This is a genomic window from Vibrio owensii CAIM 1854 = LMG 25443 (assembly GCF_000817815.1).
GTDB classification, from domain to species: Bacteria; Pseudomonadota; Gammaproteobacteria; order Enterobacterales; family Vibrionaceae; genus Vibrio; species Vibrio owensii.
On sequence record NZ_JPRD01000029.1, the window covers coordinates 23,839 to 49,043 of the forward strand.

Below are 25,205 nucleotides of genomic sequence, written 5' to 3' on the forward strand. Positions count from 1 at the left end.
AATTAATTTCTTGAACAATGCATGCTTGCGGCTTATATGACCACGGATTATAATCCTCATAATTGGTGTAATTGATTAATTTTTGATCAGATGAAGATAAAAATCAGAAAAGAGTTATTTCTCGCTATTTATAACAATGAACATTTCTCAGCTAACGACTTAAAGTCCTTTCCATTAGACAGTGATGAAAAAGAATACTTATCGGATGAATACGTCGAAAAAAAATTGAAGGAAATGTCGTTTATCGGCGCAGTCCTTTCGTGCGGTTTCGATAAGCATGGTGATGAGATGTTTTCCAAAGGTTTTATGTTTAACCATATCGACTGGGAGGTTGTTGATTACGACAATTATAGTGAGGATTCGAATTATCTTTCTCTCAAGAGAGAAAGTCTCTTGACGATTTTGCAAGATAAACAGTCAGCTCTGTCAGAGTCCTATTCTCTTCATAAAAGGGCATGGAAGCATTTCAATCAGTTGTGTGCTCAACACTCAGAACTTCGGCCGTGTTTAGACCAATATATATCCGAGCATGACAATTGTAGATTGGATATCAAAGCGGAAATGCTAGCTGTAGAAAATGCCATTACCTTCTACAAAAACATAAAGCAACCAGTAGAGAATGGGAGTTAATTTGTACAACTCTATACTTTACGTATATGCCACAAACAACGGCATGCTCGTTGGGCAGTTCATTCAACAGTCGAAGAACAACTTGTCATTCTCATATTCTGATGAATGGTTAGCACACGATTCAGCCTTCCCGATTTCGCTTAGCCTGCCACTAATAAAAGGTGAGAATTCATCGTTTAATGTATTGAATTTTATAAATAATCTCCTTCCTGACGTAATGGAAGACCGACTAGATCTCGCGCACTCAGTGGGTGTGCAATCCGTCGATGCACTCACTTTACTCTCTAAAATTGGTCACGATTGCATCGGTGGCGTTATGTTTACCGACAGCAAGGAACCTCTAAGCATAGGATGGGAATACCGAGAGATCTCTACAAGTGAGTTAGATGAACTTGTAACTAACCGTAAGTCATTTCTTCCTTTCTTTGTTGATTACCGTCCGTGTATTTCGGGGACACAGAGAAAAACAACACTGATGAAGTTGAATGGCAAATGGTATGTACCCCAAGGTAAATCAATTAGCAGCCACATTATCAAGTATCCGATGGATGCGATTACTCAAAGTAGCTCTGTACTAGATATGAGTAGCAGCATTGAGAACGAATTCATCTGCACTCAAATAGCCAAAGAGCTTGGATTTAAAGTACCCAATGTCGAGATAATAGCGACTGAATCAGGAGCTAAAGCACTTGCTGTCGAGCGGTTTGACAGGAGTTTTGGTGAAAGGAGCGTATCTTGCAGGCATCAAGAAGACTTTTGCCAGATTCTTGGCGTTCCTGAACATCGAAAATATCAATCGGAGAATGGGTTAGGAATCACCAGCATTGCTGATGTTTTAAATTTCTCAGCGGAAAGCAATGTAAATACTCATGATTTTTTTAAGTTTATGATATTACAGTATCTTCTTGGTGCTACCGATGGTCATCTCAAAAACTTTTCAGTGCATATTGATCCAGAAGGACACTATCAGCTTACACCGTTCTACGATTTGCTATCAGCTTATCCTGTTGTAGGTCCCAAAGGATTAAATAAGCGAAAACTAAAGTTATCGATCGGCCTGAAAGCATCTAAAGGATATAAATACAACATCAACAAGATTTACTTACGACATATAGAGCAGACCGCTAGTCAGTTCGATATCAGCAATGATGAATGCCACGAGGTCGTATCTGGCTTTCTCGCTCAATTTAGTAACGCACTCAGCTCAATAGACAAACAGTTTCCAGCAGCGGAATTTGCGTTAGTAAAGGACGCAATATTTCAACATTCCACCGAAAACGTTGAGAAGTTGAACAGAACAATCAAATAAACATCGCGGGTAACAATTGTTACTCTTTTTGCAAACATACTTCCGATCCAATGATGGGGGATATATGACAGGCAGCACTGCTCAAGAAAATAATACGACTCTTGATTTGCAGCAGTCTTTTGCTCTGCTAAGTGTCGATAAGAACGGTATTGTAACTATGAAATTTGGTGATGAAGTAACGGTTTTTATGAACGACAAATGCCCAGCTATCACTACAGATATATTGAAGGTGATTGCATCAATAAAAAACGGGAGTAGTTAGCAATGAAAGATGAGAAAGATGAGAAAGATGAGAAAGATAAAAGTAGTGAGCTATCGAAACCTTCTTGTGAGAACCAGACATTGAGCGCTTTCTAAACTCGCTCGAAAAAGACATACAGCAGCATACAGATGAATCAGTCATTACTTCTCAAAAAATGAAAGAATAATTGGATGAGTGAACGTCGGCGACTATTCAGTCGATTTAGATGATAAATTTTAGGAGTGAGGATTGTATGAAGGCAAAAATCGGAATTCTATCAGAAGAGATTGCACGTAATCGAGTGATTCGCATTGCACAAGGAAAAGTGAGGCATGAAGAGTCTTACCCTCTTTTTTTGTTTGAGTCACTAGCTGCGCTTTCACGACTGTTGTCTAACGAAAATATTGAACTACTGAATTTGATTGCTCGCGAAAAACCAAACAGTCTTGATGAACTTGCTGAAATGAGTGGGCGTGCTATCAACGATGTTAACCGTACTCTTGAAGCACTTTCGTCCAAGGGGTTTGCTCATATAGAGAAGAAGGGAAGTCAATCTCGACCGATAGCGTTGTTTACAACGTTCGAGATCGTTATGGGCAGCTCCCTTCAACTTTAAATTACAATTTAATAGCTAGAAATGGAGTGCAACACCAAGAAATCCGACTCACGAGGTAGTCTTCTCAAGTGGGGGGCATTTATAATGCATACAGTTGTATTAAGAAAAATGCGTTGAGATGAATAAATTAAGCATATTGGTGGTTTCAGATTTACATGTAGGGACTAGTCAGGAGCACGAGCTTGATACAAAGCTCATTGTTAACGGTACTCCCAATATCTATGGGCAGGCATTGATAGAGTACTTGAAACAACTTGAAAGAAAAATTGATATCCTTGTATGTGCTGGAGACATCGGTAATAAGGGATGTAAGGAGACGTTTAAAGCTGGATGGAGCTTTCTAAATGCGTTGGCAAGTGAACTTTCTATCGATGATGTATTGTGTGTTCCAGGAAACCATGACCATCAATCCCGTCCATCAGATGAATCAAACCCTAGTGGCTTTTCTCCGAAGCATGAGCTTCAATTCACAGATCCCCCTTTTCCTTTCAATGACTATTATAAAAACACACATTTTTGGGCATGGAACTGGGAGTTGACTCAGTCTGAAAACTATAACTGTATATCAATAAATAGTAGTGCTTATCATGGATTTGGAAGTGAGTTTAGGCACGGGAGAGTTGCTTTAGAGGTTAGCAAACAAATCAAAGATAGGCTTAGTCAAGAAGATGTTAAATCCAAGCCGTTAAATCTTTTAATTTGTCATCATCATCCACAAAAAATGGATTATGTTGATGTAAGCTATGATGGCGAGGCTATGGAAGGAGCCGACTATTTGCTATCAAATATAGAGGCAGCTGACATAGGTCCTTGGTTGATTATACATGGTCATAAACACTATGCGACTATAAGCTACGGAAACTCACGAACTTCTACACCTCCTACCATTTTATCAGCAGGTAGTTTATCTGCGGTTTTATATGACTCAATAGATAGCCGAACATCCAATCAGTTTTACTTGCTTGAAATTGATATCGATAAAAGCAGCCAAAATGGAAAGGTTGTAGGAAGATTTGAAACTTATGAATCGAATAAGTTACATCAATGGCAGCCTTCCAAATCCCATAACCTTCCTGCTTGTGGTGGTTTTGGGTCACTCTATACTCCAGAACAAATATTAAATCACTTGAAGTCAAAAATTAATGAATCTAACTCCTTTCTTGAAGGTGATGAATTAAATGAATTTAGAGATAAAATATTTAATTTACCCCCTTTTGAGTTTAAGCGTTTAGAAAAACTTTTAGAAAAAAATGGTTTTATGATATCTCGTGAATTTTCTGGTGAAATAACTGAAGTTGGTAAGCGTTATGAATAACTATACACCAAGTATAAACGAGTCAATTAATGCGAAAAACACATCTACTGCCGAGTTATGTAATACATTTATTATTAATGAATATTATAATAGATTAGCATCATCTAGCCATACTATTATGATGGGTCCACGAGGAAGTGGTAAAACAACATTAATGAGAATGCTCGAAGTTAGATCTTTGGAGCTATGGGAAAATGAGGTTGCAGAACAATTTAGAAATTTGATTGACTTCTCTGGAGTGTTCATTCCAACAGATCGAGTGTGGAAAACCCAATTTGAAAACACTAGTAAGAGAATTAAATCAAAAGAAGACCTGAGAGTTCTTAATTCTCAGTTTATTTACCATATTCTTCAACAACTAGCAATGACTGTTAGCTTTAGAACTTGCCGTGTTACAGAAAAGAAAAATAAATATAGACATGTGTTTTTGGAAAAGTCTGACGAGTCTGAATTAGTAAAAGAACTATCTACTCTTTGGTGCGTTGAACCTAGAATTAATTCTTTGAAAAGTTTGATTTCTAGTATTGTGATCAAAAAGAATCTTGTTTCTAAGTACCTTAATAACTCTCTAATTGTTGGTTCGAGTGTTCTAAGACCAAATGTTGTTTATGGTGAAATACAAAGTATATTAGATTCATCTATATCTATTATTAATACATATTTAAATGAAGATGGTAAAAAATGGGCATTTTTGTTTGATGAGTTAGAGCTAGCGCCTGACGAAATAGTTCAACCTCTTATAAATAGTATGAGAGGTGGTCATCCAGATATAATTCTTAAGTTAGCATTGTCTCCGTATCATAAAGGAGTTGATGTTACGAACTCGCCAGACAGTTCAATGAAAGATCAAGATTTGAGCTATATTAACTTAACTGAACTTTCTGAAAGTGAAGGTATTAAGTTTTGTAAAGAGCTATGTCTGAATTTGTTTATTAAAAAATCGATATATGAATCGATAGATAGCTGTTTTGAAAAGCCAAAAGATATTGATATTGATGCTGTTTTTGATTCTCTAGTTGCAAAAGATGTTGGGTTTGAACAGTATTTAAATAATCGAAATCTGAATGGGTTAAGCTATATCGAAGCGAAGGAAAAACAATCTCAGTTCAGGAAGATTAAATTTATATCTTATCTTAGAGATCATAGTAAAAAAGAAAATGGTAAATTAAAACCGCGTAGAAGAGCTGCTGACTATTATGCTGGTTTTGAAAATATATGTAAATCTACAGAATATAATCCTAGAATGTTGATAGGGATTATGAATATGTTTATTCCAATAATTAAGGAAAAAGGTTTAGTTTCTATTTCTGAGCAAATATCGGGACTAGAAACATATTTTGATTCATTTAGATCGTTACTAAGTACTATAGCTGTTGATTCGAGTGATGTTCGAGTAAATAATATTTACAATCTTGTAGATTTGATAGCAAACTATTTTAAAGATGAAATATATGGAGAAAGATTTAATCCAGAGCCTAAAGGTATGTTAGTTATTGACGAAAATACACCATCAGATTTAAGAGATGCAATAGGTTTTGCATTGAATGCGGGAGCCATGATTTCGGTAAAAACCCCTGATAATAATGGTATCGGATCTTCGATGGATAAGGTTTTAACATGCAGGCTTTCTTATTTATTTTCTCATCATTATGGGTTGCTACTTACAAAGCAAAAGAAAATTCAATTAAATAAAATAATGGATGTTAATAATATTAGTGCTTCAACAATTACATTAGTTAATGCATATGGTTTTGAGAACTCTAAACAGTTGGGGTTGGACTTGTAATGAAAGTATTAAAAGGAACTACTGTAAACTATTATGATCTAGCTATAGTAGGGCTAGGCTATGAAAGTAGAGCTATTACAACGTGTAATTCTGTTAAAGATAACCTCAACAGTATAATAGCAGTTGGATATAGAGAGCATACATCTGCATACAGTTATAAATCGAACTATAGTTTCTATCAGGAAGTAAATGCTAATATTATCGAAGAAAATGATCAAGAACTTTTTAAGAAGCTCCATTCTATAATTAACACTGATTGGGCAAATAGACAAATAAATTGTTTATTGGATATAACAGTGATGAGTCGCACTCGCTTAGCAACAATTCTTATGTTGTTAATGGAGAATTTAAAGAAAGGTTCTACCATTAGGATTTGTTATGAACTGGCTGAGTATAGTTCTCCATCGAAGGAAATATCACCAATAAGAAAAATTGGTCCTATAATTGAATCATTATCAGGCTCTATGGGCGATATTGAATTACCTAGTTCGATTGTATTAGGATTGGGATATGAACTAGGGAAAGCAATTGGGATCAGCAATTACTTAGATACAGAACAACAATATCTGTTGATTCCTAAGTCTATAGATTCTCGCTTTGAAGATGATATTTATTCAAATAATAAGTCGTTAATTGAAAGTACATCAAAAAACTGCATATTTGAATATGATGTATGTAATCCTTATGTTAGTTATTTAAATCTGAGAGAATTATTAATTGCAATTTCTGAAGTGTCTAGACCTATTGTTGTCCCTTTAGGTCCCAAGATCTTAAGTGCGCTATGTGTTATTCTTAGTAAGGAAATGGATTACTCTTTACCTATTTGGAGAGTATCTTCAGAACACAATGAAGTACCAGTTGATCGTCGCTCTAGTGGGCATATGTATGAACTTAGCTTAAGAATATAAATTAGCATTCTTTGATGTTCAATATTTCGACTACGTCAATATTATTGCAGGCCAAGATTGGCGATCTTGGCCTGCAATAATCATACTGAGAATGGGTAAGCTATTGGTTCGTGATGTTCATAACCTTCTACTTTGAAGTCGTCAAGAGTAACCCACGTTTCTAAGTCCTCTAGAGATTTAATTTCTGGATTGATATGGAATGTTGGCGATTTCAATGGTTTACGTTTAAGTTGTACATCACGCATCAACTCGTATTGGTCTTCGTATATGTGTGCATTTACTATTTTGTGAAAAACTTTTCCCGCTTTTAAGCCTGTAATTTGAGCCATGATCGCTAACAAAAAGTAGCATTGAACCATATTGAAGTTTAGGCCGAGCGGTACATCGCAAGAACGTTGTGTACTGTTTAGATACAGAGTGTCGCCTAAAATTGAGAAATGGTGGCTGTACATACAAGGACGTAAGCAACCTAAATGAAAAGCACCTGGATGATAGAATGTTATTATCTCACTACGGTCATCAATGCCTTTACTAAGGTTATTAACAACTTTTTTTACAAGATCCACATCACCGCCATCAGGTTTCGGGAACGCTCTGGCAACCTTTCCATAAATGAAACCGCAGTCATCTGTCCCTTTTCTATGAGGATTCGCAAGCCAGCTCTCATTTAAATTTGCGTTTGCATCCCATGTTTTGGTGCCTAGTGCTCTAAAATCTGCGGCATTATCGTAACCTCGAAGGTAGCCAATAATTTCTGCGATGGCGCTTTTCCAGTAGCTCTTACGTGTCGTTACTAAAGGAAACTCACCAGAACTGACATCGTAAGTCAAATCTGCATTTATAACTGTTAGGCAACGTTTGCCTGTTCTTTCGTTCTTTACCCAAACGCCTTCATCTATAATACGCTGGCATAAATCTAGATATTGTTTCACTTTTTCATTCCTACATTTCTTTTATTCAATTGTACCAAAGGAACTAACCCTTATTCGAGCAAAATACTCCCAGTTCTTACTCGGTGCTTGATGGTAGACAGAAGTGCTTATGGCTATAATGGATTATGAAAGTCACTTTATGTGATATGGACAACAAAAAGTGACAAAAGGTAAAACGGCGTTCAAGGTCGTTCATGGGCGAAGCCAGACGGTGGTCATATCGACCAGCTGCGTAAGATTGTGGATGATTTAACGCGCGGCGTTGATGACCGTGGTGAAATCCTAAACTTCTACAACCCTGGCGAGTTCCACATGGGCTGTTTGCGTCCGTGTATGTACAGCCATCACTTCTCACTGTTAGGTGACACGCTGTACCTAAACAGCACGCAACGCTCTTGTGACGTTCCGCTAGGTCTGAACTTCAATATGGTTCAAGTGTATGTGTTCTTGGCAATCATGGCGCAAATCACGGGCAAGAAACCTGGTCAGGCGTACCACAAGATTGTGAATGCACACATCTACGAAGATCAGCTTGCGCCAATGCGTGATATCCAGTTGAAGCGTGAGCCACTAAAAGCCGCAACTTTCCACATCAACCCAGAGATCAAATCGTTAGAAGATTTGGAAACATGGGTAACCCTAGATGACTTCTGGGTGGAAGGCTACGAGCATCACGACCCAATTCAGTACCCGTTCTCAGTTTAACGAGTATATTGAGTTTCTAAGCCGCCTTTATGGGCGGCTTTTTTTTCGCCCGAAGAGTGGGGATAGGAGGGAGCGGGCTTTGCCCTGTGGAACGCTGCGCTTTGAGATGTGAGATACGAGATTCGAGAGTGCTTCGCTCTAGGAGTCGAGAGGCGGATGCTGAAGGGTTCATGAAAGCCGTTTGGCTCCGAAAGGTGTTGACAGGACTTATCCCCAGAAAAACAAAATAAGCTCGCTTCTCGCTTCTCGCTTCGCCAAAACGAAAAAAGGCCCCACCGAAGTGGAGCCTAAAATAAGCGATGGTAATCTTATTATTATGCTGTCAGAGCAAGGATAGAGCCTGGTAGTACGATGAATACTGCTAGTAGGTAACCTGCTACAACTGCTTTGTTCTTAATAGCCATTTCTGAAATCACTTCTGCACATTTCACTGGAATCTCACGTAGGAACGGGATACCGAAGATGAACAATGTCGCCAGAATGTTGAACGTTAGGTGTACTAGTGCAATCTGTAGTGCGAATACTGCGAACTCGCCAGATACCGCTGTTGCTGCTAGTAGAGCCGTGATACATGTACCGATGTTTGCACCTAGAGTGAACGGGTAGATGTCACGTACTTTTAAAACGCCTGAGCCTACTAGTGGAACCATTAGACTTGTTGTCGTAGATGAAGACTGAACAAGAACAGTTACTACAGAGCCCGATACGATACCGTGGATAGGACCACGACCGATTGCGTTCTTAAGAATGTCACGAGCACGACCAACCATTAGGCTCTTCATTAGCTTACCCATAACAGTGATAGCTACGAAGATAGTACCGATACCTAGAGCGATCAGTGCTACACCACCCATGGTGTCACCAAATGTAGATAGAGGCTCTTTAATCGCGCTTACTACAGGCTTAGTGATTGGCTTGATGAAGTCAAAACCACCCATGCTCATATCACCTGTTTTTAGTAGAGGTGATACCAACCAGTGAGAAATTTTCTCTAGGATGCCGAACATCATTTCCAATGGTAGGAAGATCAGAACCGCAAGTAGGTTGAAGAAGTCGTGGATTGTTGCGCTAGCGAATGCACGTTTGAATTCTTCTTTACAACGTACGTGGCCAAGCGAAACAAGTGTGTTTGTTACGGTTGTACCGATGTTAGCACCCATTACCATAGGGATAGCGGTTTCTACAGGTAGACCACCCGCAACCAAACCTACAATAATAGAAGTTACGGTACTTGAAGATTGGATCAGTGCCGTAGCCACCAAACCGATCATTAGACCTGCGACTGGGTGAGACGCAAATTCAAAGAGTACTTTAGCTTGATCGCCAGTTGCCCATTTGAAGCCGCTACCAACCATAGATACTGCTAGAAGAAGCAGATACAACATGAATGCCAAGTTAGCCCAGCGTAACCAGCGAGTCGTGCTCGAGATTGGTGCTGCTGTAGAAGTAGCTTGGTTCATCATAATTTTCTCCGTGGACCTTTCAGTTCGTTTATTTGGTCTGTTGTTGAAACTGAGGGCGATGTTAGAGATGAAATATTTCAGTAATATTACAGTTCGGTTTCTATGGAGAATTTTTATTATTCTTTTTGATAGTTGTTCGTGAAGAAAAATTTACAATCAAATAAGTTGTTGATTTTATTTTGTTTTGTATGGCTTTTGTTTTGTTAACGAGTTTTAAGAGAAGATTAAAAAAGTGCGTTTGGCTTCAAGTTTTATGACAGTGTGAAACTGATATATTCGGTAAAACTCTTTTAATTCGAGTTTTATGTAGGTTTTGTCGAACTTATTGTTTGTCGTTGTCACATTTGATATAAAAAGTGTCATCTTCTTTATAGGGCTTGGCTATGTCACATTTAAATTACAACCACCTTTATTACTTCTGGATGGTGTGCAAACAAGGGTCAGTAACAAAAGCAGCAGATGCATTATTTCTCACGCCGCAAACTGTTACAGGGCAAATTAAAGCACTTGAAGATCGTATGAAGGGGAAGTTGACCAAGCGGAATGGGCGAACGGTTGAGCCAACAGAGCTTGGACAATTGGTATTTAAATATGCGGATCGTATGTTTGGTTTGAGCTACGAGATGCTTGATATCGTCAACTATAGCCAGCACTCCAATATCCTATTTGAAGTAGGTGTCGCTGATGCATTGTCAAAACGACTCGTCAGCAAAGTATTAATGACGACAGTACCGGAAGATAACAGCATTCACTTACGCTGTTACGAGTCGACGCACGAACTACTACTAGAACGTTTGTCGCAACATAAGCTCGACATGATACTTTCCGATTGCCCGGTAGATTCGACACAAAGTCCTGGCTTGTACAGTAAAAAGCTTGGCGAAAGTAGCATGAGCTTTTTTGCCTCCTCTGAAATCTCCGATGTGAAGTTCCCTGAAATCCTTGAAAAGAAAAAGCTGCTCATTCCTGCTAGCCGAACCGCAATGGGACGTAAAGTTCTTCAATGGTTTGATCGCCAAGGATTACAACCTGATGTACTCGGTGAGTTTGATGACGTAGCGCTAATGAAGGCTTTTGCTCGTTACCGTGATGATGTGATTTTCTTGGCACCAACGGTTTATATGTCGGAGATTGAAGATGACCGTAATTTGCAGCTGATCGGTCATGTAGACGACCTTAAAGAAGAGTATTACGTCATCTTTGCTGAGCGAATGATCCAACACCCAGCAGTAAAGAACGTTTGCGATGCAGATTTTAGCCAAATGTTTGAATGAACACGTTCCGTTGCGCAAATAAATAGATTACTATCGAAAAAATTATAACTCGAAATTATAAAATCTTTGTAACACAACAAACTGGCCAGGGTTGGGGAAAGTAAGTTGTAGCTAGAGGTCCTGCAGATGAATCTACAAGAAATGGAGAAAAACTCCGCTAAAGCTGTCGTGTTGCTCAAAGCAATGGCAAATGAAAGACGCCTACAAATCCTGTGCATGCTGCATAACCAAGAGCTTTCGGTTGGAGAACTTTGCGCAAAACTAGAGTTGAGCCAGTCGGCATTGTCTCAACACTTAGCTTGGCTTCGACGCGATGAATTGGTTGCGACACGAAAAGAAGCACAAACGGTGTACTACACATTAAAGAGTGATGAAGTGAAGGCATTAATCCAAACACTTCATGGTCTTTATTGTGCAGAAGCCATGTGATGACAGGTCACATACAAGAAAAGCTGGCATTGCCAGCTTTTTTATTGTCTTGAATTCGAGCTACACGAATTTTAGATATAAAAAAACCGGCAAGAGCCGGTTTTTTCTTCACTGTAAAATCAAGTTTCTATTAAAGAGCTTTGATTTGTGCAGCGAAACGAGACTTATGACGTGCTGCTTTGTTCTTATGAACAAGGCCTTTAGTCGCCATACGGTCTAGGATAGGTGTAACTGCAGCGAATGCAGCAGTTGCAGCTTCTTTGTCGCCTGCTTCGATAGCAGCAACAGTTTTCTTCATGTAAGTACGCATCATTGAGCGACGGCTAGCATTGTGCTGACGACGTTTCTCAGCTTGGATAGCGCGCTTCTTAGCAGATTTACTATTTGCCAAGGGTCTAACTCCCAAAAACTTATTTCTATGACAATTTAAGGGCGAGGACTATCCCTCATTTGCGCCTAAATGTCAAATGATTTGTGCAAAAACCAATCGAAACCAAAACAAATTTTGGTAACAAAGGTCATCGCGGTTAAGATGGCGGGGATTCTAACAGCATTTTTAGACCATTGCTAATAATTATCCGCCTAGATCTAACAATAAACGGATATATTTTTAACGCCCATTTGTAGCTTTCAAAGGCTTAGAGGAATAGGGTTGGCTATCTTTTGGTGATATTCCGAGGTTACAGTGAGTAAACGACTGCTCAAGTCTGGCATGATCGTCAGTGCCATGACATTAATTTCGCGCGTCCTAGGTTTAGTTCGTGATGTGGTAGTAGCAAACTTGATGGGTGCAGGCGCGAGTGCCGACGTCTTCTTCTTTGCCAATAAAATCCCTAACTTTTTACGCCGTCTGTTTGCTGAAGGCGCGTTTTCTCAAGCTTTTGTGCCAGTACTGACCGAAAGTCACGCACAAGGGGATATGGATAAAACCCGTGAGTTGATTGCTCGTGCGGCCGGTACGCTAGGTGTGATTATTTCTATTGTTACCATACTCGGGGTTTTGGGTTCCGGTGTAGTAACGGCGCTGTTTGGCTTTGGTTGGTTCCTAGACTGGATGCATGGCGGCCCGGCGGCTGAGAAGTTCGAACTTGCTAGCGTCATGCTCAAGATTACCTTTCCTTATTTATGGTTCATCACTTTTGTTGCGCTTTCTGGTGCGATCCTCAATACCTTAGGTAAGTTTGCGGTCTCTTCTTTTACGCCTGTCTTCCTCAACGTGATGATCATTTTGGCGGCGTGGTTTATTTCGCCTCAGATGTCGCAACCAGAAATCGGTCTTGCGATTGGCGTATTGCTAGGTGGCCTTGTTCAGTTTCTATTCCAGATTCCCTTCCTTATTAAAGCGGGAGTGATGGTTAAGCCTAAATGGGGCTGGCGCGATCCGGGTGTGGTGAAGATCCGTACCCTAATGATTCCTGCTCTGTTTGGTGTGTCGGTAAGCCAAATCAACTTACTGTTTGATACCTTTATTGCCAGTTTCCTACAAACCGGTTCGATCAGTTGGTTGTACTATTCCGATCGCTTATTGGAATTCCCATTAGGCCTGTTTGGTATCGCGATTGCCACGGTGATCCTTCCTGCATTATCACGTAAACACGTAGACGCACACAGTGAAGGTTTTGCACACACCATGGATTGGGGCGTACGCATGGTTACTTTACTAGGTATTCCTGCAATGCTTGGTTTGATGGTACTAGCGAAGCCAATGTTGATGGTGCTATTCATGCGCGGTGAGTTTTCTCCGCAAGACGTACATCAAGCCTCTCTCTCTTTATTAGCGTATGCTTCTGGTCTGCTTAACTTCATGCTGATTAAAGTGCTTGCGCCAGGTTACTACTCGCGTCAAGACACCAAAACCCCAGTGAAGTACGGCATCATTGCAATGGTGACGAATATGGTCTTCAACGCGATCTTTGCGTACTTCTACGGTTACGTTGGTCTTGCTATTGCGACGGCGCTTTCTGCTTTTGTAAACATGGCGCTGCTATACCGCGGCTTGCACATTGCCGGTGTGTACCAAATCACTAAGCGAACTGTCTTCTTTATTATACGTTTGATGATAGCTGGTGCAGCGATGGTTGCGGCTATCTTATGGCAACTTGAAGACATGTCTGTGTGGTTGGATTGGAGCTTTGCTCACCGTAGTGGCGTGCTAGGAATGTTGATTGGACTTGGTGCTGTCGTTTACCTAGCCGTTATGTTTTTACTCGGCGTACGTTTAAAAGACCTAAAAGCTGGGACAGAATAAGGTTGATTGGTATATAATCCGTCAGTTTCACACAGTGCAAAGTAAAAACAGAGGCATAAAGCAGTATCCAATGGAACTGATCAGAGGCATTCACAATATCAAGTCGCGCCATCATGGTTGCGTGCTGACTATTGGCAATTTCGATGGCGTACATAGAGGCCATCAACAAGTATTGCAGCAAGTGTCTGAACAAGCGGAGAAACTTTCGTTGCCTTCGGTTGTGATGATCTTTGAACCTCAGCCTATGGAGCTGTTTGCTCGAGATAAGGCACCTGCGAGGTTAACGCGACTGCGTGATAAATTTGTTCAGCTGAGTAAGCTCGACATTGATCGCTTGCTTTGCATTAACTTCAATCGTCATTTTGCTGACCTAACGGCGGAAGAGTTTATCCGTGACTTGTTGGTTGGTCGATTGGGTGTTAAGTTTCTTGTCATTGGCGATGATTTCTGTTTCGGCAAAGGTCGAACAGGTAATTTTGCGATGTTACAAGAAGCAGGGGAAAAGTACGGCTTTGAAGTCGTAAGTACCCAAAGCTTTTGTTTACAGCAATTACGAGTGAGTAGCACTGCGATTCGCAAAGCACTGGCTCGTGATGATTTGCATTCCGCGCAAGAGATGCTGGGAAGAGATTACAGTATCAGCGGTCGTGTTTCACACGGAAGAAAGCTAGGTCGAACCATTGGGTTCCCAACGGCAAATATTCCGTTGAAGCGCTGTGTTTCTCCGGTTTCCGGAGTCTATGTTGTTCAAGCGCTTGGCTTAGGAGATAAGCCGATTGGTGGCGTCGCTAACATTGGTCAACGACCGACAGTTAATGGTGTTCGCCAACAGTTAGAAGTACACTTATTCGACTTTCATGCTGATTTATATGGTAAACAGCTAGAAGTGAAACTTTTGCATAAACTTAGAGACGAGCAAAAGTTTGAGTCGTTTGAAGCACTTAAACAACAAATCGTATTGGATGCTGAAGCAGCAAGGGTGTGGCTGCGTCAGCTTAAGCGTTGAGCGGTTTATTCCACCGTTCAACATAATGTCTAATTTTCGCCCAATATAACGGAATTAAGAATCGATGAGTGAGTATAAATATACCCTGAACTTACCTGAAACAGGGTTTCCAATGCGCGGTAACCTGGCTAATCGTGAGCCAGAAATGCTTAAGCGTTGGTACAAAGAAGATCTTTACGGTGAAATCCGTAAAGTTAAAAAAGGCAAAAAGTCATTCGTACTGCACGATGGCCCTCCTTATGCGAACGGTGACATTCACATTGGTCACGCACTAAACAAGATTCTTAAAGACATTATTATTAAATCCAAAACACTTTCAGGTTTTGACGCACCTTACATCCCAGGCTGGGACTGCCACGGTCTACCAATCGAATTGATGGTAGAGAAGAAAGTCGGCAAACCAGGTCAAAAAGTGACAGCAGCTGAGTTCCGCGAGAAATGTAGTGAGTACGCTGCAGGTCAGGTTGAAGGTCAAAAAGAGAGCTTCAAGCGTCTTGGCATCATGGGTGAGTGGGACAAGCCATACCGCACTATGGATTTCGCAACTGAAGCGAACATCATCCGTGCACTTGGTAAGATCGCAAGCAAAGGTCACCTACTGAAAGGTTTTAAACCAGTTCACTGGTGTACAGACTGTGGCTCAGCTCTTGCTGAAGCAGAAGTTGAGTACAAAGATAAAGTATCGCCATCTATCGACGTTCGTTTTAAAGCGGCTGACGAAGCGGCGCTGCTATCTAAGTTTGAACTGACAGAAGGTCATGAAGGTCACGGTGACGTATCTATCGTTATCTGGACAACAACACCTTGGACACTGCCAGCAAACCGCGCAGTATGTCTACGTGATGATCTAGAGTACGTACTTATCCAAACAGAAGGCGACAACGCTGAGCGTATCATCGTTGCTGCTGAGCTGGCGAAAGACGTAATGGACCGTGCAGGTATCGAGCACTTCCACAACCTTGGCTTTGCTAAAGGTGCGGATCTTGAGCTTTCTCAATTCCAACACCCATTCTACGATTTCACTGTACCGGCGATCCTTGGTGATCACGTTACGACTGATTCAGGTACTGGTGTTGTTCACACTGCACCTGGTCACGGTCAAGAAGACTTCGCGGTTGGTAACAAGTACAACCTAGAAGTAGCAAACCCAGTTGGTTCAAACGGCGTTTACCTACCAGATACAGAGCTATTTGCTGGTCAGCACGTATTTAAAGCGAACGATGCAGTAGTAGAAGTACTGAAAGAAAAAGGTGCACTACTACACCACCACGCTTACGAGCACAGCTACCCACACTGTTGGCGTCATAAGACTCCAATCATCTTCCGTGCTACGCCTCAATGGTTCGTTTCTATGGACCAAGCTGGCCTACGTGCTAAAGCACTAGAGTCAATCAAGAACGTAGAGTGGATGCCTGAGTGGGGTCAAAGCCGTATCGAAGGTATGATCGAAGGTCGCCCTGAGTGGTGTATCTCTCGTCAACGTACTTGGGGTGTGCCAATTGCTCTGTTTGTTCATAAAGAAACAGCAGAACTTCATCCAAACACACTAGAGCTTATCGAGAAGGTTGCTCTGTTGGTTGAAGAGAAAGGCATTCAAGCATGGTGGGATGTTGATTCAGCAGAACTACTAGGTGACGAAGCAGACCAGTACGAAAAAGTACTAGACACGCTAGACGTATGGTTCGATTCTGGTGTAACACACTTCTCTGTTGTTGATGCTCGTGAAGAGTACAACGGCAACAGTGCAGACCTATACCTAGAAGGTTCTGACCAACACCGCGGTTGGTTCCAGTCTTCTCTAATTTCATCTATCGCGATGAAAGACGAAGCGCCTTACAAACAAGTACTGACACACGGTTTCGTGGTTGATGGTCACGGTCGTAAGATGTCGAAATCTATCGGTAACGTGGTTGCGCCAAAAGACGTAACGAACAAGCTAGGTGCTGACATTCTTCGCCTATGGGTTGCATCTACTGACTACACTGGTGAAGTTGCGGTTTCTGATGAAATCCTAAAACGCAGCGCAGATGCGTACCGTCGTATCCGTAACACAGCGCGTTTCTTCCTTGCTAACCTAAGCGGCTTCAACCCTGAAACAGACATCGTTCCTGTTGAAGAGATGGTTGCGCTAGATCGCTGGGCGGTTGGTCGTGCACTAGCAGCACAAGAAGAGATCGTTAAAGCATACGAAGAGTACAACACACACGGTGTAACTCAGCGTCTAATGCAATTCTGTTCAATCGAAATGGGCTCTTTCTACCTAGACGTAATTAAAGACCGTCAGTACACAGCAAAACGTGGCGGCAACGCTCAACGTAGCTGTCAGACAGCACTTTACTACATCGTAGAAGCGCTAGTTCGTTGGATGGCGCCAATCATGTCGTTCACTGCAGATGAAATCTGGAACGAAATGCCAGGTCAACGCGACAAGTTCGTATTCACTGGTGAGTGGTTCGACGGCCTATTCGGTCTTGCCGAAGGTGAAGAGCTGAACAACGAATTCTGGACTGAGATCCAAGCGGTTCGTGGTGCAGTAAACAAACTTCTAGAAGATGCGCGTAAAGAGAAAACCATTGGTGGTGCACTACAAGCTGAAGTGACTCTATTTGCTGATGACGCACTAGCGGCGAAGATCAACAAGCTTGAAGATGAACTGCGCTTTGTTCTACTAACATCTGCTGCGAAAGTTAAGCCTCTAGGTGAGAAGACGGATGCAGCACAAGCGACAGATATCGAAGGCTTGTTTGTTGAAGTAGCAGCAGCTGAAGGCGAGAAGTGTGACCGTTGTTGGCACCACACGCCAGACGTAGGCACAATCGAAGGTCACGAGAAGATCTGTGGTCGTTGTGTGTCTAACGTAGACGGCGAAGGTGAAGTACGTAAATTCGCGTAATTGCCTAGAACGACTGAACTTTTTTTAAAATTAACAGCCCCAGTATTTACTGGGGCTGTTTGTAGGTAAAGTAATGAGTGAAAAAGCACTGACGTTAAAGCAATCTGGAGTTCGCTGGCTTTGGTTAGCAATTCTGGTATTTATTGCAGATATTGGCATCAAATTGGTGGTGATGGACAACATGGGCTACGGATGGGCAAACCGAATTGAGGTGCTGCCATTCTTCAACCTACTTTATGTTCATAACTACGGTGCAGCATTCAGCTTCTTGAGCGATCAAGCGGGTTGGCAGCGCTGGTTGTTCACAGGCATCGCGTTTGTTGTTACAGGTCTTTTGACCTACTGGATGAGCAAGCTTCCAGCCAAAGAAAAATGGAACAACATCGCTTACGCACTGATTATTGGTGGTGCAGTGGGCAACGTGTTTGACCGTGTTGTTCACGGCTTTGTTGTTGATTACCTAGACTTCTTCTGGGGTAACTACCACTGGCCAGCATTCAACCTTGCAGATACAACTATCTGTATTGGTGCGGCAATGATCATTCTTGATGGCTTCCGCAAAAAGGACGCTGACAAGTAATCTTTTGCGATATATCGAATAACCCTAAGCGTCGTCCGTTGATTCGGACGACGCTTTTTATTATGTTGGAGCCCAATCCGCGCATCTTCGTACAATAAAAAGCAATCACAGTACGTGATCAGATAGAGCGCAGGAAACCCAAGAACAAGGAAGCAGTAACGTGACAACAATAAATCAAGATTCAGCAGTAACGCTGCACTTCACCATCAAAATGCAAGATGGCTCTGTAGCGGACAGCACACATAATATGGGCAAGCCTGCTAAGTTCATTATGGGCGATGGCAGCTTGAGTGAAAACTTTGAGCAATGCCTACTAGGCTTACAAGTAGGCGAGCAGAAAGCAATTGAACTAAAAGCGGCGGACGCTTTTGGCATGCCAAACCCAGACCATATCCACCACATGGACCGCACTAAATTTGTTGGCGAAGCGGAAGTTGAAGTCGGCACAGTCATGGCATTTAGCGGTCCTGATGGAATGGAAATCCCGGGCATCATTACTGAAATTGCTGGCGACTCAGTAACTGTGGACTTCAACCATCCACTCGCGGGACAAGACGTGACTTTCGAAGTCGAAATTTTGTCAGTAGAATAGCGAACCAAATAAAAGATAACTTCCATGAGCAATGAAATGAAAATCCTGTTAGCTAACCCACGTGGTTTCTGTGCTGGTGTTGACCGCGCGATTAGCATCGTAGAGCGTGCGCTAGAGATGTATCAGCCACCTATCTATGTTCGACATGAAGTGGTGCATAACCGTTTTGTGGTTGAAGGTCTAAAACAGCGTGGTGCTATCTTCGTTGAAGAACTGCATGAAGTGCCAGACAACAACATTGTGATTTTCTCCGCTCATGGTGTATCTCAAGCTGTTCGCCAAGAAGCGAAGTCTCGTGATCTAACGGTATTCGATGCGACCTGTCCGCTGGTAACCAAAGTACATATGGAAGTGGCACGTGCAAGCCGTCGCAATATGGAAGTGGTACTGATCGGTCATGCTGGTCACCCTGAGGTGGAAGGCACTATGGGTCAGTATTCAAGTGATACAGGCGGCATGTACCTTGTGGAAACGCCAGCCGATGTTGAGAAGCTAAAAGCGATCGTGAAAGATCCATCGGATCTGCACTACGTGAGTCAAACGACACTGTCTGTTGATGAAACCGCTGACGTAATTGAAGAGCTACGCCGCGTATTCCCAGACATTCAAGGTCCTCGTAAAGATGACATCTGTTACGCGACGCAAAACCGCCAAGATGCGGTGCGTGAGCTATCTGCTGATGTAGATGTGATGGTTGTTGTGGGTTCTAAAAACTCATCGAACTCAACACGTTTAAAAGAACTGGCTGAAAAGCTAGGCACACCGGGTTACCTAACAGATTGCCCAGAAGACATCATGCCTGAGTGGTTTGAGGGTAAAGTAAAAGTTGGCGTGACGGCGGGTGCATCTGCACCAGAAGAGTTGGTGAATCAAATCTTAGATCGCATTAAAGAGTTGGTTGGCGCAGAAGCCGTTGATGAAGTGCTTGGTCGTGAAGAGAACATGTTCTTCGAAGTACCAAAAGAACTGCAAATCAAGCAAGTCGATTAAGACGAATCAAACACCAAAAAGGCGACCACAAGGTCGCCTTTTTCATTGGGAATTTCTACACGATTTCGCCAGAATTTGCGCTTAGTGACTGATACCTAACAGCTCTTTGAGCACCTTTAGGTAACGACGGCTCACCGGGATCTCAAAACCTGTTTTGGTAATGATTTCGGCCAATCCGTTTTCTAATAGCTTGATCTCGCTGATGGTTTTGATGCTAACCAGATACTGTCGATGACAACGCACCAATGGGGTTTTCTCTTCCAAGGTTTTTAGCGTGAGCTGTGTGCTGGCTGTTTGGCTGGTGGAACGTACATGCACTCCACTGATGTCACTGTAAGCACACTCAACCGTTTCGGTTGCCATGATCACAATGCGGTTGTGTCCAATGCAAGGAATCTGATCTAGGCTCTCTGGGGCAATGGCAGACAGTTGCTGAGTGAGCGCGGATTGACTCATGACTTTATTAAGGCGTTTTACTGTTTTCGTCAAACGACATGGATCGACGGGTTTCAGCAGGTAATCAAACGCATTGTCTTCGAAAGCTTGAATCGCATATTGGTCGTAAGCGGTCACAAATACCACGTAGGGCATGGTCTCTGGATCTAACATGCCCAGTAGCTCGATGCCCGTCACCTGAGGCATTTGGATATCTAGGAAAACCACATCCGGTTTCAGCTCATTGATTTTCTTAAGCCCCATAATGGCGTTTGACGCATCGCCAATCACTTCTATGTGACCCGTTTCAGCCAATAGTTCTGCCAGCTCTTCACGAGCAAACTGTTCATCATCAATGACGAGAGCGGTTAACATCCAAAATTACCTTTATGCGTTTTAACTGTGCTTATCGCGAGTGGGGAATGATAAAACTCATTTTAGTAAATTGGTGCTGCTGATAGGTAATTTTTAGCGCTGAATCACGCCCAAATTGATTCGATAAGCGCTTGTCGACAATTTCCATGCCTAAACCAGAATGATTCTCTTTTGGCGGCTGGTAGCTTCCTGCGTTGTCCTCAACCGTTATCAGTGCGCCTTGCGGGTGTGTTTGGCTGTAAATCTTTACCTTGCCACCTTCTAGCATATTGGAAATACCATGTTTGATGGCGTTCTCAACTAGCGGTTGAAGAGTAAAGCTCGGTAACTTGATATCGAGCAGTTCTGGTTCAATGTCGATCTCGACTTCCAAACGATCAGTAAAACGCGCTTTCTCAATCGAAAGGTAAGAATCCACATGTGCTAACTCTTCTTTCAGCGTCACCGTATTGATGTTCTGTTTTAAGTTACTGCGGAAGAAGTGCGACAAGTTTTGGATCAGTTCTCGTGCTTTATCAGGGTTACGACGAGTAATGGCACTGATGGTATTAAGAGCATTGAACAAAAAGTGTGGGTTCACTTGAGCGTGCAGCAGTTTGATTTCTGCCTGAGCTAATAGGGTTTGCTGTTGCTGATAATCACCATACAAGATTTGGCTCGATAGAAGCTGAGCAATGCCTTCTGCCATTGACATGTTCGCAGTAGAGAACAGTTTGCGTTTTGGCTCATAGAGTTTGATGGTTCCCACTACCTCTTTACCTGCGCGCAAAGGAATGATCAGCGCAGAGCCCAACTTACAATCTTTCGCTAATGAGCATTGGTAAGGGCGCTCACTGCCATCAAGGTAGATGATGTCATTCTTCTCCATTGAATCGAGTGTGCTTTGCGACGAGATTGGAGTATTTGGCCTATGGTGATCATCACCGATGCCAACGAAAGCCAGAATCTTCTCTTGGTCAGTAATGGCGACTGCGCCTACTTTGGTTTCTTCATAAATGATGCGGGCAATCTTATCGGCGTTTTCGCTGTTAAAGCCGGTGCTAAGAATACCAACTGAGCGGTCAGCGATGCTTAATGCTCGGCGGGAAAAGGTCGCCGAGTACTTTTCAAAAATGGTTTTACGATCTTGCAGAATGCTCATAAACAGAGCAGCACCAACGGAGTTCGCGATGATCATTGGGGCAGCAATCGCTGAAACGAGTTCATAGGCTTGGTCGAATGGTTTGGCAACGGCAAGCAACAGAATCATCTGTACGATCTCTGCTACGAAGGTCACGCTGAACACCACGCTTGGATTAAACAGCATTGCGCCTTTGTTGCGTTTAATCAGGTAAACATGCAATAAACCGCCAATTAAGCCTTCTGCTGTGGTCGATATAGCACAGGCTAAGTCTGTAAACCCCCCTAATGTGTAGCGATGGATACCGCCAGTAAGGCCAACCGCAAAGCCGACAACAGGCCCGCCAAACAATCCGCCCATTACCGCACCAATAGCACGCGTGTTGGCGATGGCGTCGTTAATCTGTAAGCCGAAGTAGGTGCCTAGGATACAAAAGCCAGAAAAGAGTACATAACAAATGAGCCGATGGCTGAGGCGTGAAGAGATGCTCAGCAGGGGCAAAATGATCGGCGTTTTACTCAGCATGTAAGCCAACACTAAGTAAACACACATTTGTTGTAGAAGGGAGATGACCAGTTCCATAACGAACCTAACCTAAAAATGATGTTTTTATTGTAAGTGAATTAAATCTTCGAAGAGAAACAAAAAGAGCCTGCAAAGGGCAGGCTCTTGGTTTATCCAGACATCGATAATGAATCGGTTAGCAAGCGAAGGTATTCATTATGCGGTTTCTGAGGCTGCTTGTGGCTTCTCGTCATCTGCTAGCTCAGTCTCACCTTTGCCTTTAGAAATCTTGATAACGTAAGCCGTTACCGCTAGTGAGAACACAATACCTACGATGGTTGAGATTTGCATTGGCAGACCAAAACCTAGCGTGCTGTTGTTTAGAATGAAAGTTACACACACGGTTGTCATGAATACTGCTGGGATAGTCGTAATCCAATGCAGTTTGTTGTGACGTAGTAGGTAAGCCGATGCAGTCCAAAGCATCATTACTGCTGTTGTTTGGTTTGCGAAGCCGAAGTAGCGCCAGATGATACCGAAGTCTACTTGAGTCAGAATGCCACCGATAACGAACAATGGTAGAGCCATTAGAAGACGGTTACGCAGTGTTTTCTGTTCCATACCGAAGTACTCAGCAAGAATCAGGCGGCTTGAGCGGAATGCTGTGTCACCTGATGTGATTGGCAGAATAACAACACCAAGGAAAGCAATCACACCACCGAATACACCCAGTAGACCGAATGAAGCGCTGTATACCACGTTACCAGGACCACCGTTTTTCACTGCTTCTGCAAGACCATCAAGCGTACCGAAGAAAGACAGAGCGATAGCACACCAGATTAGCGCGATAACGCCTTCACCAATCATTGCACCGTAGAATACGAAGCGACCGTTCTTCTCATTCTCCATACAACGCGCCATCAGTGGAGACTGAGTTGCGTGGAAGCCAGAGATAGCACCACATGCGATAGTGATAAATAGTGCAGGCCATAGAGGCATATCGTTCGGGTTTAAGTTAGTTAGCATGTCGCTTACTTGGAAGTCACCCATCACAGTGTGTTCGCTAGAGAAAGCAATAGCAGTCATTAGGCCTACAGACATGAAGATCAGTAGCGCACCAAACAATGGGTAGAAACGACCAATGATTTTGTCTACAGGAACAATTGTCGCGATGATGTAGTAAGCGAAAATCAGCACAACCATGGTTGTCATGCTTACGCTAAAGCTAGTTTGGTCGTTGATTAGGTTTGTGATCATGCCTGCTGGCGCTGATACGAATACCACACCAACAAGAAGCAATAGGACAATGGCAAAGATGTTCATAAAGTGTTTTGCGCCATTACCTAGGTAGCGACCCGTAATCGTTGGTACTGATGCACCGCCGTTACGAACAGAAAGCATGCCTGAGAAGTAATCGTGTACCGCACCTGCAAAGATACAGCCAACAACAATCCAAAGCATTGCAGCAGGGCCGTATAGGGCACCCATAATTGGGCCAAAGATAGGACCAACACCTGCGATGTTCAGAAGCTGAACAAGGTAAACACGCTTGGTTGACATTGGAACGTAGTCAACGCCGTCCGTTTTAGTATGAGCTGGCGTTTGACGATTCTCATTGATGCCGAAAATCTTCTCAACGAAAGCACCGTAGATGAAGTATCCGCCGATGAGGGCTGCGACACAGGTTAGAAACCACATCATAGCAATTGTCCTTGGTTTGTTAGGTAGGGTAATTTTTTAAGCTCAGGATTTATGGTATTCATCTCTTTTGTTAAGTGCATTCGCTCTATGGATGAGTGGTCGAATAGAGAAGCGAGTGGTCGATATAACGGTTAAGTGGTTTTATCGTTTGCTTAGTGGTCGTGCTTAGGACTGAGTGGTTCTATTAACCATTAAGCGGTGGTTATTAAGAGTGAGCGGCGAGCTCAAGAGTTAAGTGGTGAAATCAACAGATAAGCGGCAAAGCACAGGCTTTAGTGGTAAGCTTGTTTTGAAAACAATTAGTTAAGGAAGAATGATGAAAAAGGCAACGTTAGGCTTGGCGCTGGCTTTACTAGCAGGGTGTGCAGCAACAACGGAAGAACTGGCGCAGTCCGGAGATTGGTACCAGATCGGTTATCAAGATGGTGTCGCTGGGCATACCTCTCGTACCATGAAAGAACTTCGCTCGTTAGGAAATGTAAAGCAAGGCGATTATGACCAAGGTTACCTCGAAGGGGTAACGGAATATTGTAATCCTGATTTTGCTTACCAAATGGGCCTGTCTGGTCAGTATTATGAAGGTGTATGTGAGGGAACGCCTGGGGCACAAAAATTCCGTATGGAATGGCAACGTGGCTGGAATGAATACAGCAACTAGATCTGTTTCATAATCAAGACTGTGGTTTTGCTTGTTGATCTTCTGACATTTGAATTTTATTGCTTTGCTGTACTTATGGCTTGAGATTCAATCAGAAGTGAAATGAAAACATGAAGAAGTATTTTTTGGTCGCATTAGCATTGTTGCCCTTAACGGTCGGTGCGACCAACGTGTTGAAAGAGTCGATTAAGATGAAGCGTAAATACGATCACGATAAGCATCGTATTACCAATACCATCAACAATACCAAGCGTAATATTAAAGAAGTCACTGACGGTACTTATGTCGAGAACCAAGTGAAGCGAGAAGTAAACCAAACCACTCGCAAGTACACCAATAAAGTAGAGAACGTTAAGAACATAACGAATCCTGATCACATCAAACGTAAAGCAAATGACAAGCTTAACCAAGAGTTTGATGAATGGTTGTATGAAGATTAAATCTTGATACCTAAAACAAAAAAGGAGACCACGAGGTCTAATGCCGTTCACTTAA

General features: G+C 42.5%; 23 protein-coding genes and 1 pseudogene. 18 read left to right on the forward strand and 6 right to left on the reverse strand.

Annotated elements, in window-relative coordinates; all coding sequences use genetic code 11:
- Window positions 1-90: 90 nt before the first annotated feature.
- The 7 genes from H735_RS17360 to H735_RS17390 all read left to right on the forward strand — a co-directional run bounded on the left by H735_RS17360 (window position 91) and on the right by H735_RS17390 (window position 6,805).
- Window positions 91-630, forward strand: a complete 540-nt coding sequence (locus tag H735_RS17360) for a hypothetical protein (protein ID WP_020196708.1) — start codon at window positions 91-93, stop codon at window positions 628-630.
- The gene (locus H735_RS17365; protein WP_020196707.1) at window positions 620-1,939 is read left to right on the forward strand and encodes a HipA domain-containing protein; all 1,320 of its coding nucleotides are present in this window, start codon (window positions 620-622) and stop codon (window positions 1,937-1,939) included. Before H735_RS17360 ends, H735_RS17365 begins: the two co-directional genes overlap by 11 nt.
- Before the next feature lie 64 nt (window positions 1,940-2,003).
- Complete coding sequence (locus tag H735_RS17370; RefSeq protein ID WP_020196706.1) at window positions 2,004-2,201, forward strand: hypothetical protein; 198 nt, start codon at window positions 2,004-2,006, stop codon at window positions 2,199-2,201.
- A 232-nt stretch (window positions 2,202-2,433) separates the two neighbouring features.
- Window positions 2,434-2,796, forward strand: coding sequence for an HVO_A0114 family putative DNA-binding protein (locus tag H735_RS17375; protein ID WP_020196704.1), 363 nt, complete (start codon window positions 2,434-2,436; stop codon window positions 2,794-2,796).
- Window positions 2,797-2,914: 118 nt separating this feature from the next.
- The gene (locus H735_RS17380) at window positions 2,915-4,111 is read left to right on the forward strand and encodes a metallophosphoesterase family protein (RefSeq protein WP_020196703.1); all 1,197 of its coding nucleotides are present in this window, start codon (window positions 2,915-2,917) and stop codon (window positions 4,109-4,111) included.
- Complete coding sequence (locus tag H735_RS17385; RefSeq protein WP_020196702.1) at window positions 4,104-5,897, forward strand: ORC-CDC6 family AAA ATPase; 1,794 nt, start codon at window positions 4,104-4,106, stop codon at window positions 5,895-5,897. Before H735_RS17380 ends, H735_RS17385 begins: the two co-directional genes overlap by 8 nt.
- Complete coding sequence (locus H735_RS17390) at window positions 5,897-6,805, forward strand: hypothetical protein (protein ID WP_020196701.1); 909 nt, start codon at window positions 5,897-5,899, stop codon at window positions 6,803-6,805. Before H735_RS17385 ends, H735_RS17390 begins: the two co-directional genes overlap by 1 nt.
- Before the next feature lie 80 nt (window positions 6,806-6,885).
- Here H735_RS17390 and H735_RS17395 read toward each other — a convergent pair whose 3' ends face one another.
- A complete protein-coding gene (locus H735_RS17395; RefSeq protein WP_020196700.1) occupies window positions 6,886-7,737 on the reverse strand; it encodes a thymidylate synthase in 852 nt (283 codons plus the stop codon).
- Window positions 7,738-7,914: 177 nt separating this feature from the next.
- Here H735_RS17395 and H735_RS17400 point away from each other — a divergent pair.
- A pseudogene (locus H735_RS17400) lies at window positions 7,915-8,442 on the forward strand (thymidylate synthase); the annotation flags it as partial.
- 314 nt (window positions 8,443-8,756) lie between these two features.
- Here H735_RS17400 and H735_RS17405 read toward each other — a convergent pair.
- The gene (locus tag H735_RS17405; protein WP_027726695.1) at window positions 8,757-9,902 is read right to left on the reverse strand and encodes a Na/Pi symporter; all 1,146 of its coding nucleotides are present in this window, start codon (window positions 9,900-9,902) and stop codon (window positions 8,757-8,759) included.
- 386 nt (window positions 9,903-10,288) lie between these two features.
- Between H735_RS17405 and nhaR the strand changes: the two genes are divergently transcribed.
- Both nhaR and H735_RS17415 read left to right on the forward strand, forming a co-directional pair.
- Window positions 10,289-11,179, forward strand: coding sequence for a transcriptional activator NhaR (gene nhaR / locus H735_RS17410; RefSeq protein ID WP_005440567.1), 891 nt, complete (start codon window positions 10,289-10,291; stop codon window positions 11,177-11,179).
- A gap of 126 nt (window positions 11,180-11,305) precedes the next feature.
- Complete coding sequence (locus H735_RS17415) at window positions 11,306-11,608, forward strand: ArsR/SmtB family transcription factor (RefSeq protein WP_005440568.1); 303 nt, start codon at window positions 11,306-11,308, stop codon at window positions 11,606-11,608.
- Between the two features lie 130 nt (window positions 11,609-11,738).
- Here H735_RS17415 and rpsT read toward each other — a convergent pair whose 3' ends face one another.
- The gene (gene rpsT / locus H735_RS17420) at window positions 11,739-11,999 is read right to left on the reverse strand and encodes a 30S ribosomal protein S20 (protein WP_005440571.1); all 261 of its coding nucleotides are present in this window, start codon (window positions 11,997-11,999) and stop codon (window positions 11,739-11,741) included.
- A 294-nt stretch (window positions 12,000-12,293) separates the two neighbouring features.
- Between rpsT and murJ the strand changes: the two genes are divergently transcribed.
- The 6 genes from murJ (at window position 12,294) to ispH (ending at window position 19,917) form a co-directional block, all read left to right on the forward strand.
- Window positions 12,294-13,856, forward strand: a complete 1,563-nt coding sequence (gene murJ, locus H735_RS17425; protein ID WP_027726694.1) for a murein biosynthesis integral membrane protein MurJ — start codon at window positions 12,294-12,296, stop codon at window positions 13,854-13,856.
- Between the two features lie 70 nt (window positions 13,857-13,926).
- Window positions 13,927-14,862: a bifunctional riboflavin kinase/FAD synthetase gene (gene ribF, locus H735_RS17430; RefSeq protein WP_020196208.1), complete on the forward strand. Its 936-nt coding sequence runs from the start codon at window positions 13,927-13,929 to the stop codon at window positions 14,860-14,862.
- A gap of 64 nt (window positions 14,863-14,926) precedes the next feature.
- A complete protein-coding gene (gene ileS / locus H735_RS17435; RefSeq protein ID WP_020196207.1) occupies window positions 14,927-17,755 on the forward strand; it encodes an isoleucine--tRNA ligase in 2,829 nt (942 codons plus the stop codon).
- Between the two features lie 73 nt (window positions 17,756-17,828).
- The gene (lspA, locus tag H735_RS17440) at window positions 17,829-18,335 is read left to right on the forward strand and encodes a signal peptidase II (RefSeq protein ID WP_005440576.1); all 507 of its coding nucleotides are present in this window, start codon (window positions 17,829-17,831) and stop codon (window positions 18,333-18,335) included.
- A 160-nt stretch (window positions 18,336-18,495) separates the two neighbouring features.
- Window positions 18,496-18,927 carry an FKBP-type peptidyl-prolyl cis-trans isomerase gene (fkpB, locus tag H735_RS17445; RefSeq protein WP_020196206.1) on the forward strand — a complete coding sequence of 144 codons (432 nt, stop codon included), beginning with the start codon at window positions 18,496-18,498 and terminating at the stop codon, window positions 18,925-18,927.
- 24 nt (window positions 18,928-18,951) lie between these two features.
- Window positions 18,952-19,917: a 4-hydroxy-3-methylbut-2-enyl diphosphate reductase gene (ispH, locus tag H735_RS17450; RefSeq protein WP_005440578.1), complete on the forward strand. Its 966-nt coding sequence runs from the start codon at window positions 18,952-18,954 to the stop codon at window positions 19,915-19,917.
- Between the two features lie 81 nt (window positions 19,918-19,998).
- On the opposite strand, the gene btsR is transcribed toward ispH, so the two are convergent.
- From btsR to H735_RS17465, 3 genes are all read right to left on the reverse strand, one after another.
- Complete coding sequence (btsR, locus tag H735_RS17455; protein WP_020196205.1) at window positions 19,999-20,727, reverse strand: two-component system response regulator BtsR; 729 nt, start codon at window positions 20,725-20,727, stop codon at window positions 19,999-20,001.
- Between the two features lie 31 nt (window positions 20,728-20,758).
- Window positions 20,759-22,429 carry a sensor histidine kinase gene (locus H735_RS17460; RefSeq protein ID WP_020196204.1) on the reverse strand — a complete coding sequence of 557 codons (1,671 nt, stop codon included), beginning with the start codon at window positions 22,427-22,429 and terminating at the stop codon, window positions 20,759-20,761.
- Between the two features lie 138 nt (window positions 22,430-22,567).
- Window positions 22,568-24,052 carry a carbon starvation CstA family protein gene (locus H735_RS17465; RefSeq protein WP_005440585.1) on the reverse strand — a complete coding sequence of 495 codons (1,485 nt, stop codon included), beginning with the start codon at window positions 24,050-24,052 and terminating at the stop codon, window positions 22,568-22,570.
- 316 nt (window positions 24,053-24,368) lie between these two features.
- Here H735_RS17465 and H735_RS17470 point away from each other — a divergent pair, with 316 nt between their 5' ends.
- Window positions 24,369-24,710, forward strand: coding sequence for a DUF2799 domain-containing protein (locus tag H735_RS17470; protein WP_009707688.1), 342 nt, complete (start codon window positions 24,369-24,371; stop codon window positions 24,708-24,710).
- Between the two features lie 110 nt (window positions 24,711-24,820).
- Window positions 24,821-25,150 (forward strand): hypothetical protein, encoded by a 330-nt coding sequence (locus tag H735_RS17475; protein ID WP_005440588.1) that lies wholly within the window; start codon window positions 24,821-24,823, stop codon window positions 25,148-25,150.
- Window positions 25,151-25,205 lie beyond the last annotated feature (55 nt).

What these genes read in the sequence shown, in the direction of transcription:
- H735_RS17365 (WP_020196707.1), top strand. Translation starts at nt 620, where the DNA reads ATGGGAGTTAATTTGTACAACTCTATACTTTACGTATATGCCACAAAC.
- ispH (WP_005440578.1), top strand. Translation starts at nt 18,952, where the DNA reads ATGAGCAATGAAATGAAAATCCTGTTAGCTAACCCACGTGGTTTCTGT.
- H735_RS17370 (WP_020196706.1), top strand. Translation starts at nt 2,004, where the DNA reads ATGACAGGCAGCACTGCTCAAGAAAATAATACGACTCTTGATTTGCAG.
- H735_RS17360 (WP_020196708.1), top strand. Translation starts at nt 91, where the DNA reads ATGAAGATAAAAATCAGAAAAGAGTTATTTCTCGCTATTTATAACAAT.
- nhaR (WP_005440567.1), top strand. Translation starts at nt 10,289, where the DNA reads ATGTCACATTTAAATTACAACCACCTTTATTACTTCTGGATGGTGTGC.
- H735_RS17475 (WP_005440588.1), top strand. Translation starts at nt 24,821, where the DNA reads ATGAAGAAGTATTTTTTGGTCGCATTAGCATTGTTGCCCTTAACGGTC.
- H735_RS17465 (WP_005440585.1), bottom strand. Translation starts at nt 24,052, where the DNA reads ATGATGTGGTTTCTAACCTGTGTCGCAGCCCTCATCGGCGGATACTTC.
- btsR (WP_020196205.1), bottom strand. Translation starts at nt 20,727, where the DNA reads ATGTTAACCGCTCTCGTCATTGATGATGAACAGTTTGCTCGTGAAGAG.
- ribF (WP_020196208.1), top strand. Translation starts at nt 13,927, where the DNA reads ATGGAACTGATCAGAGGCATTCACAATATCAAGTCGCGCCATCATGGT.
- H735_RS17375 (WP_020196704.1), top strand. Translation starts at nt 2,434, where the DNA reads ATGAAGGCAAAAATCGGAATTCTATCAGAAGAGATTGCACGTAATCGA.
- H735_RS17460 (WP_020196204.1), bottom strand. Translation starts at nt 22,429, where the DNA reads ATGGAACTGGTCATCTCCCTTCTACAACAAATGTGTGTTTACTTAGTG.
- H735_RS17390 (WP_020196701.1), top strand. Translation starts at nt 5,897, where the DNA reads ATGAAAGTATTAAAAGGAACTACTGTAAACTATTATGATCTAGCTATA.
- H735_RS17405 (WP_027726695.1), bottom strand. Translation starts at nt 9,902, where the DNA reads ATGAACCAAGCTACTTCTACAGCAGCACCAATCTCGAGCACGACTCGC.
- H735_RS17380 (WP_020196703.1), top strand. Translation starts at nt 2,915, where the DNA reads ATGAATAAATTAAGCATATTGGTGGTTTCAGATTTACATGTAGGGACT.
- H735_RS17385 (WP_020196702.1), top strand. Translation starts at nt 4,104, where the DNA reads ATGAATAACTATACACCAAGTATAAACGAGTCAATTAATGCGAAAAAC.
- ileS (WP_020196207.1), top strand. Translation starts at nt 14,927, where the DNA reads ATGAGTGAGTATAAATATACCCTGAACTTACCTGAAACAGGGTTTCCA.
- H735_RS17415 (WP_005440568.1), top strand. Translation starts at nt 11,306, where the DNA reads ATGAATCTACAAGAAATGGAGAAAAACTCCGCTAAAGCTGTCGTGTTG.
- H735_RS17470 (WP_009707688.1), top strand. Translation starts at nt 24,369, where the DNA reads ATGAAAAAGGCAACGTTAGGCTTGGCGCTGGCTTTACTAGCAGGGTGT.
- lspA (WP_005440576.1), top strand. Translation starts at nt 17,829, where the DNA reads ATGAGTGAAAAAGCACTGACGTTAAAGCAATCTGGAGTTCGCTGGCTT.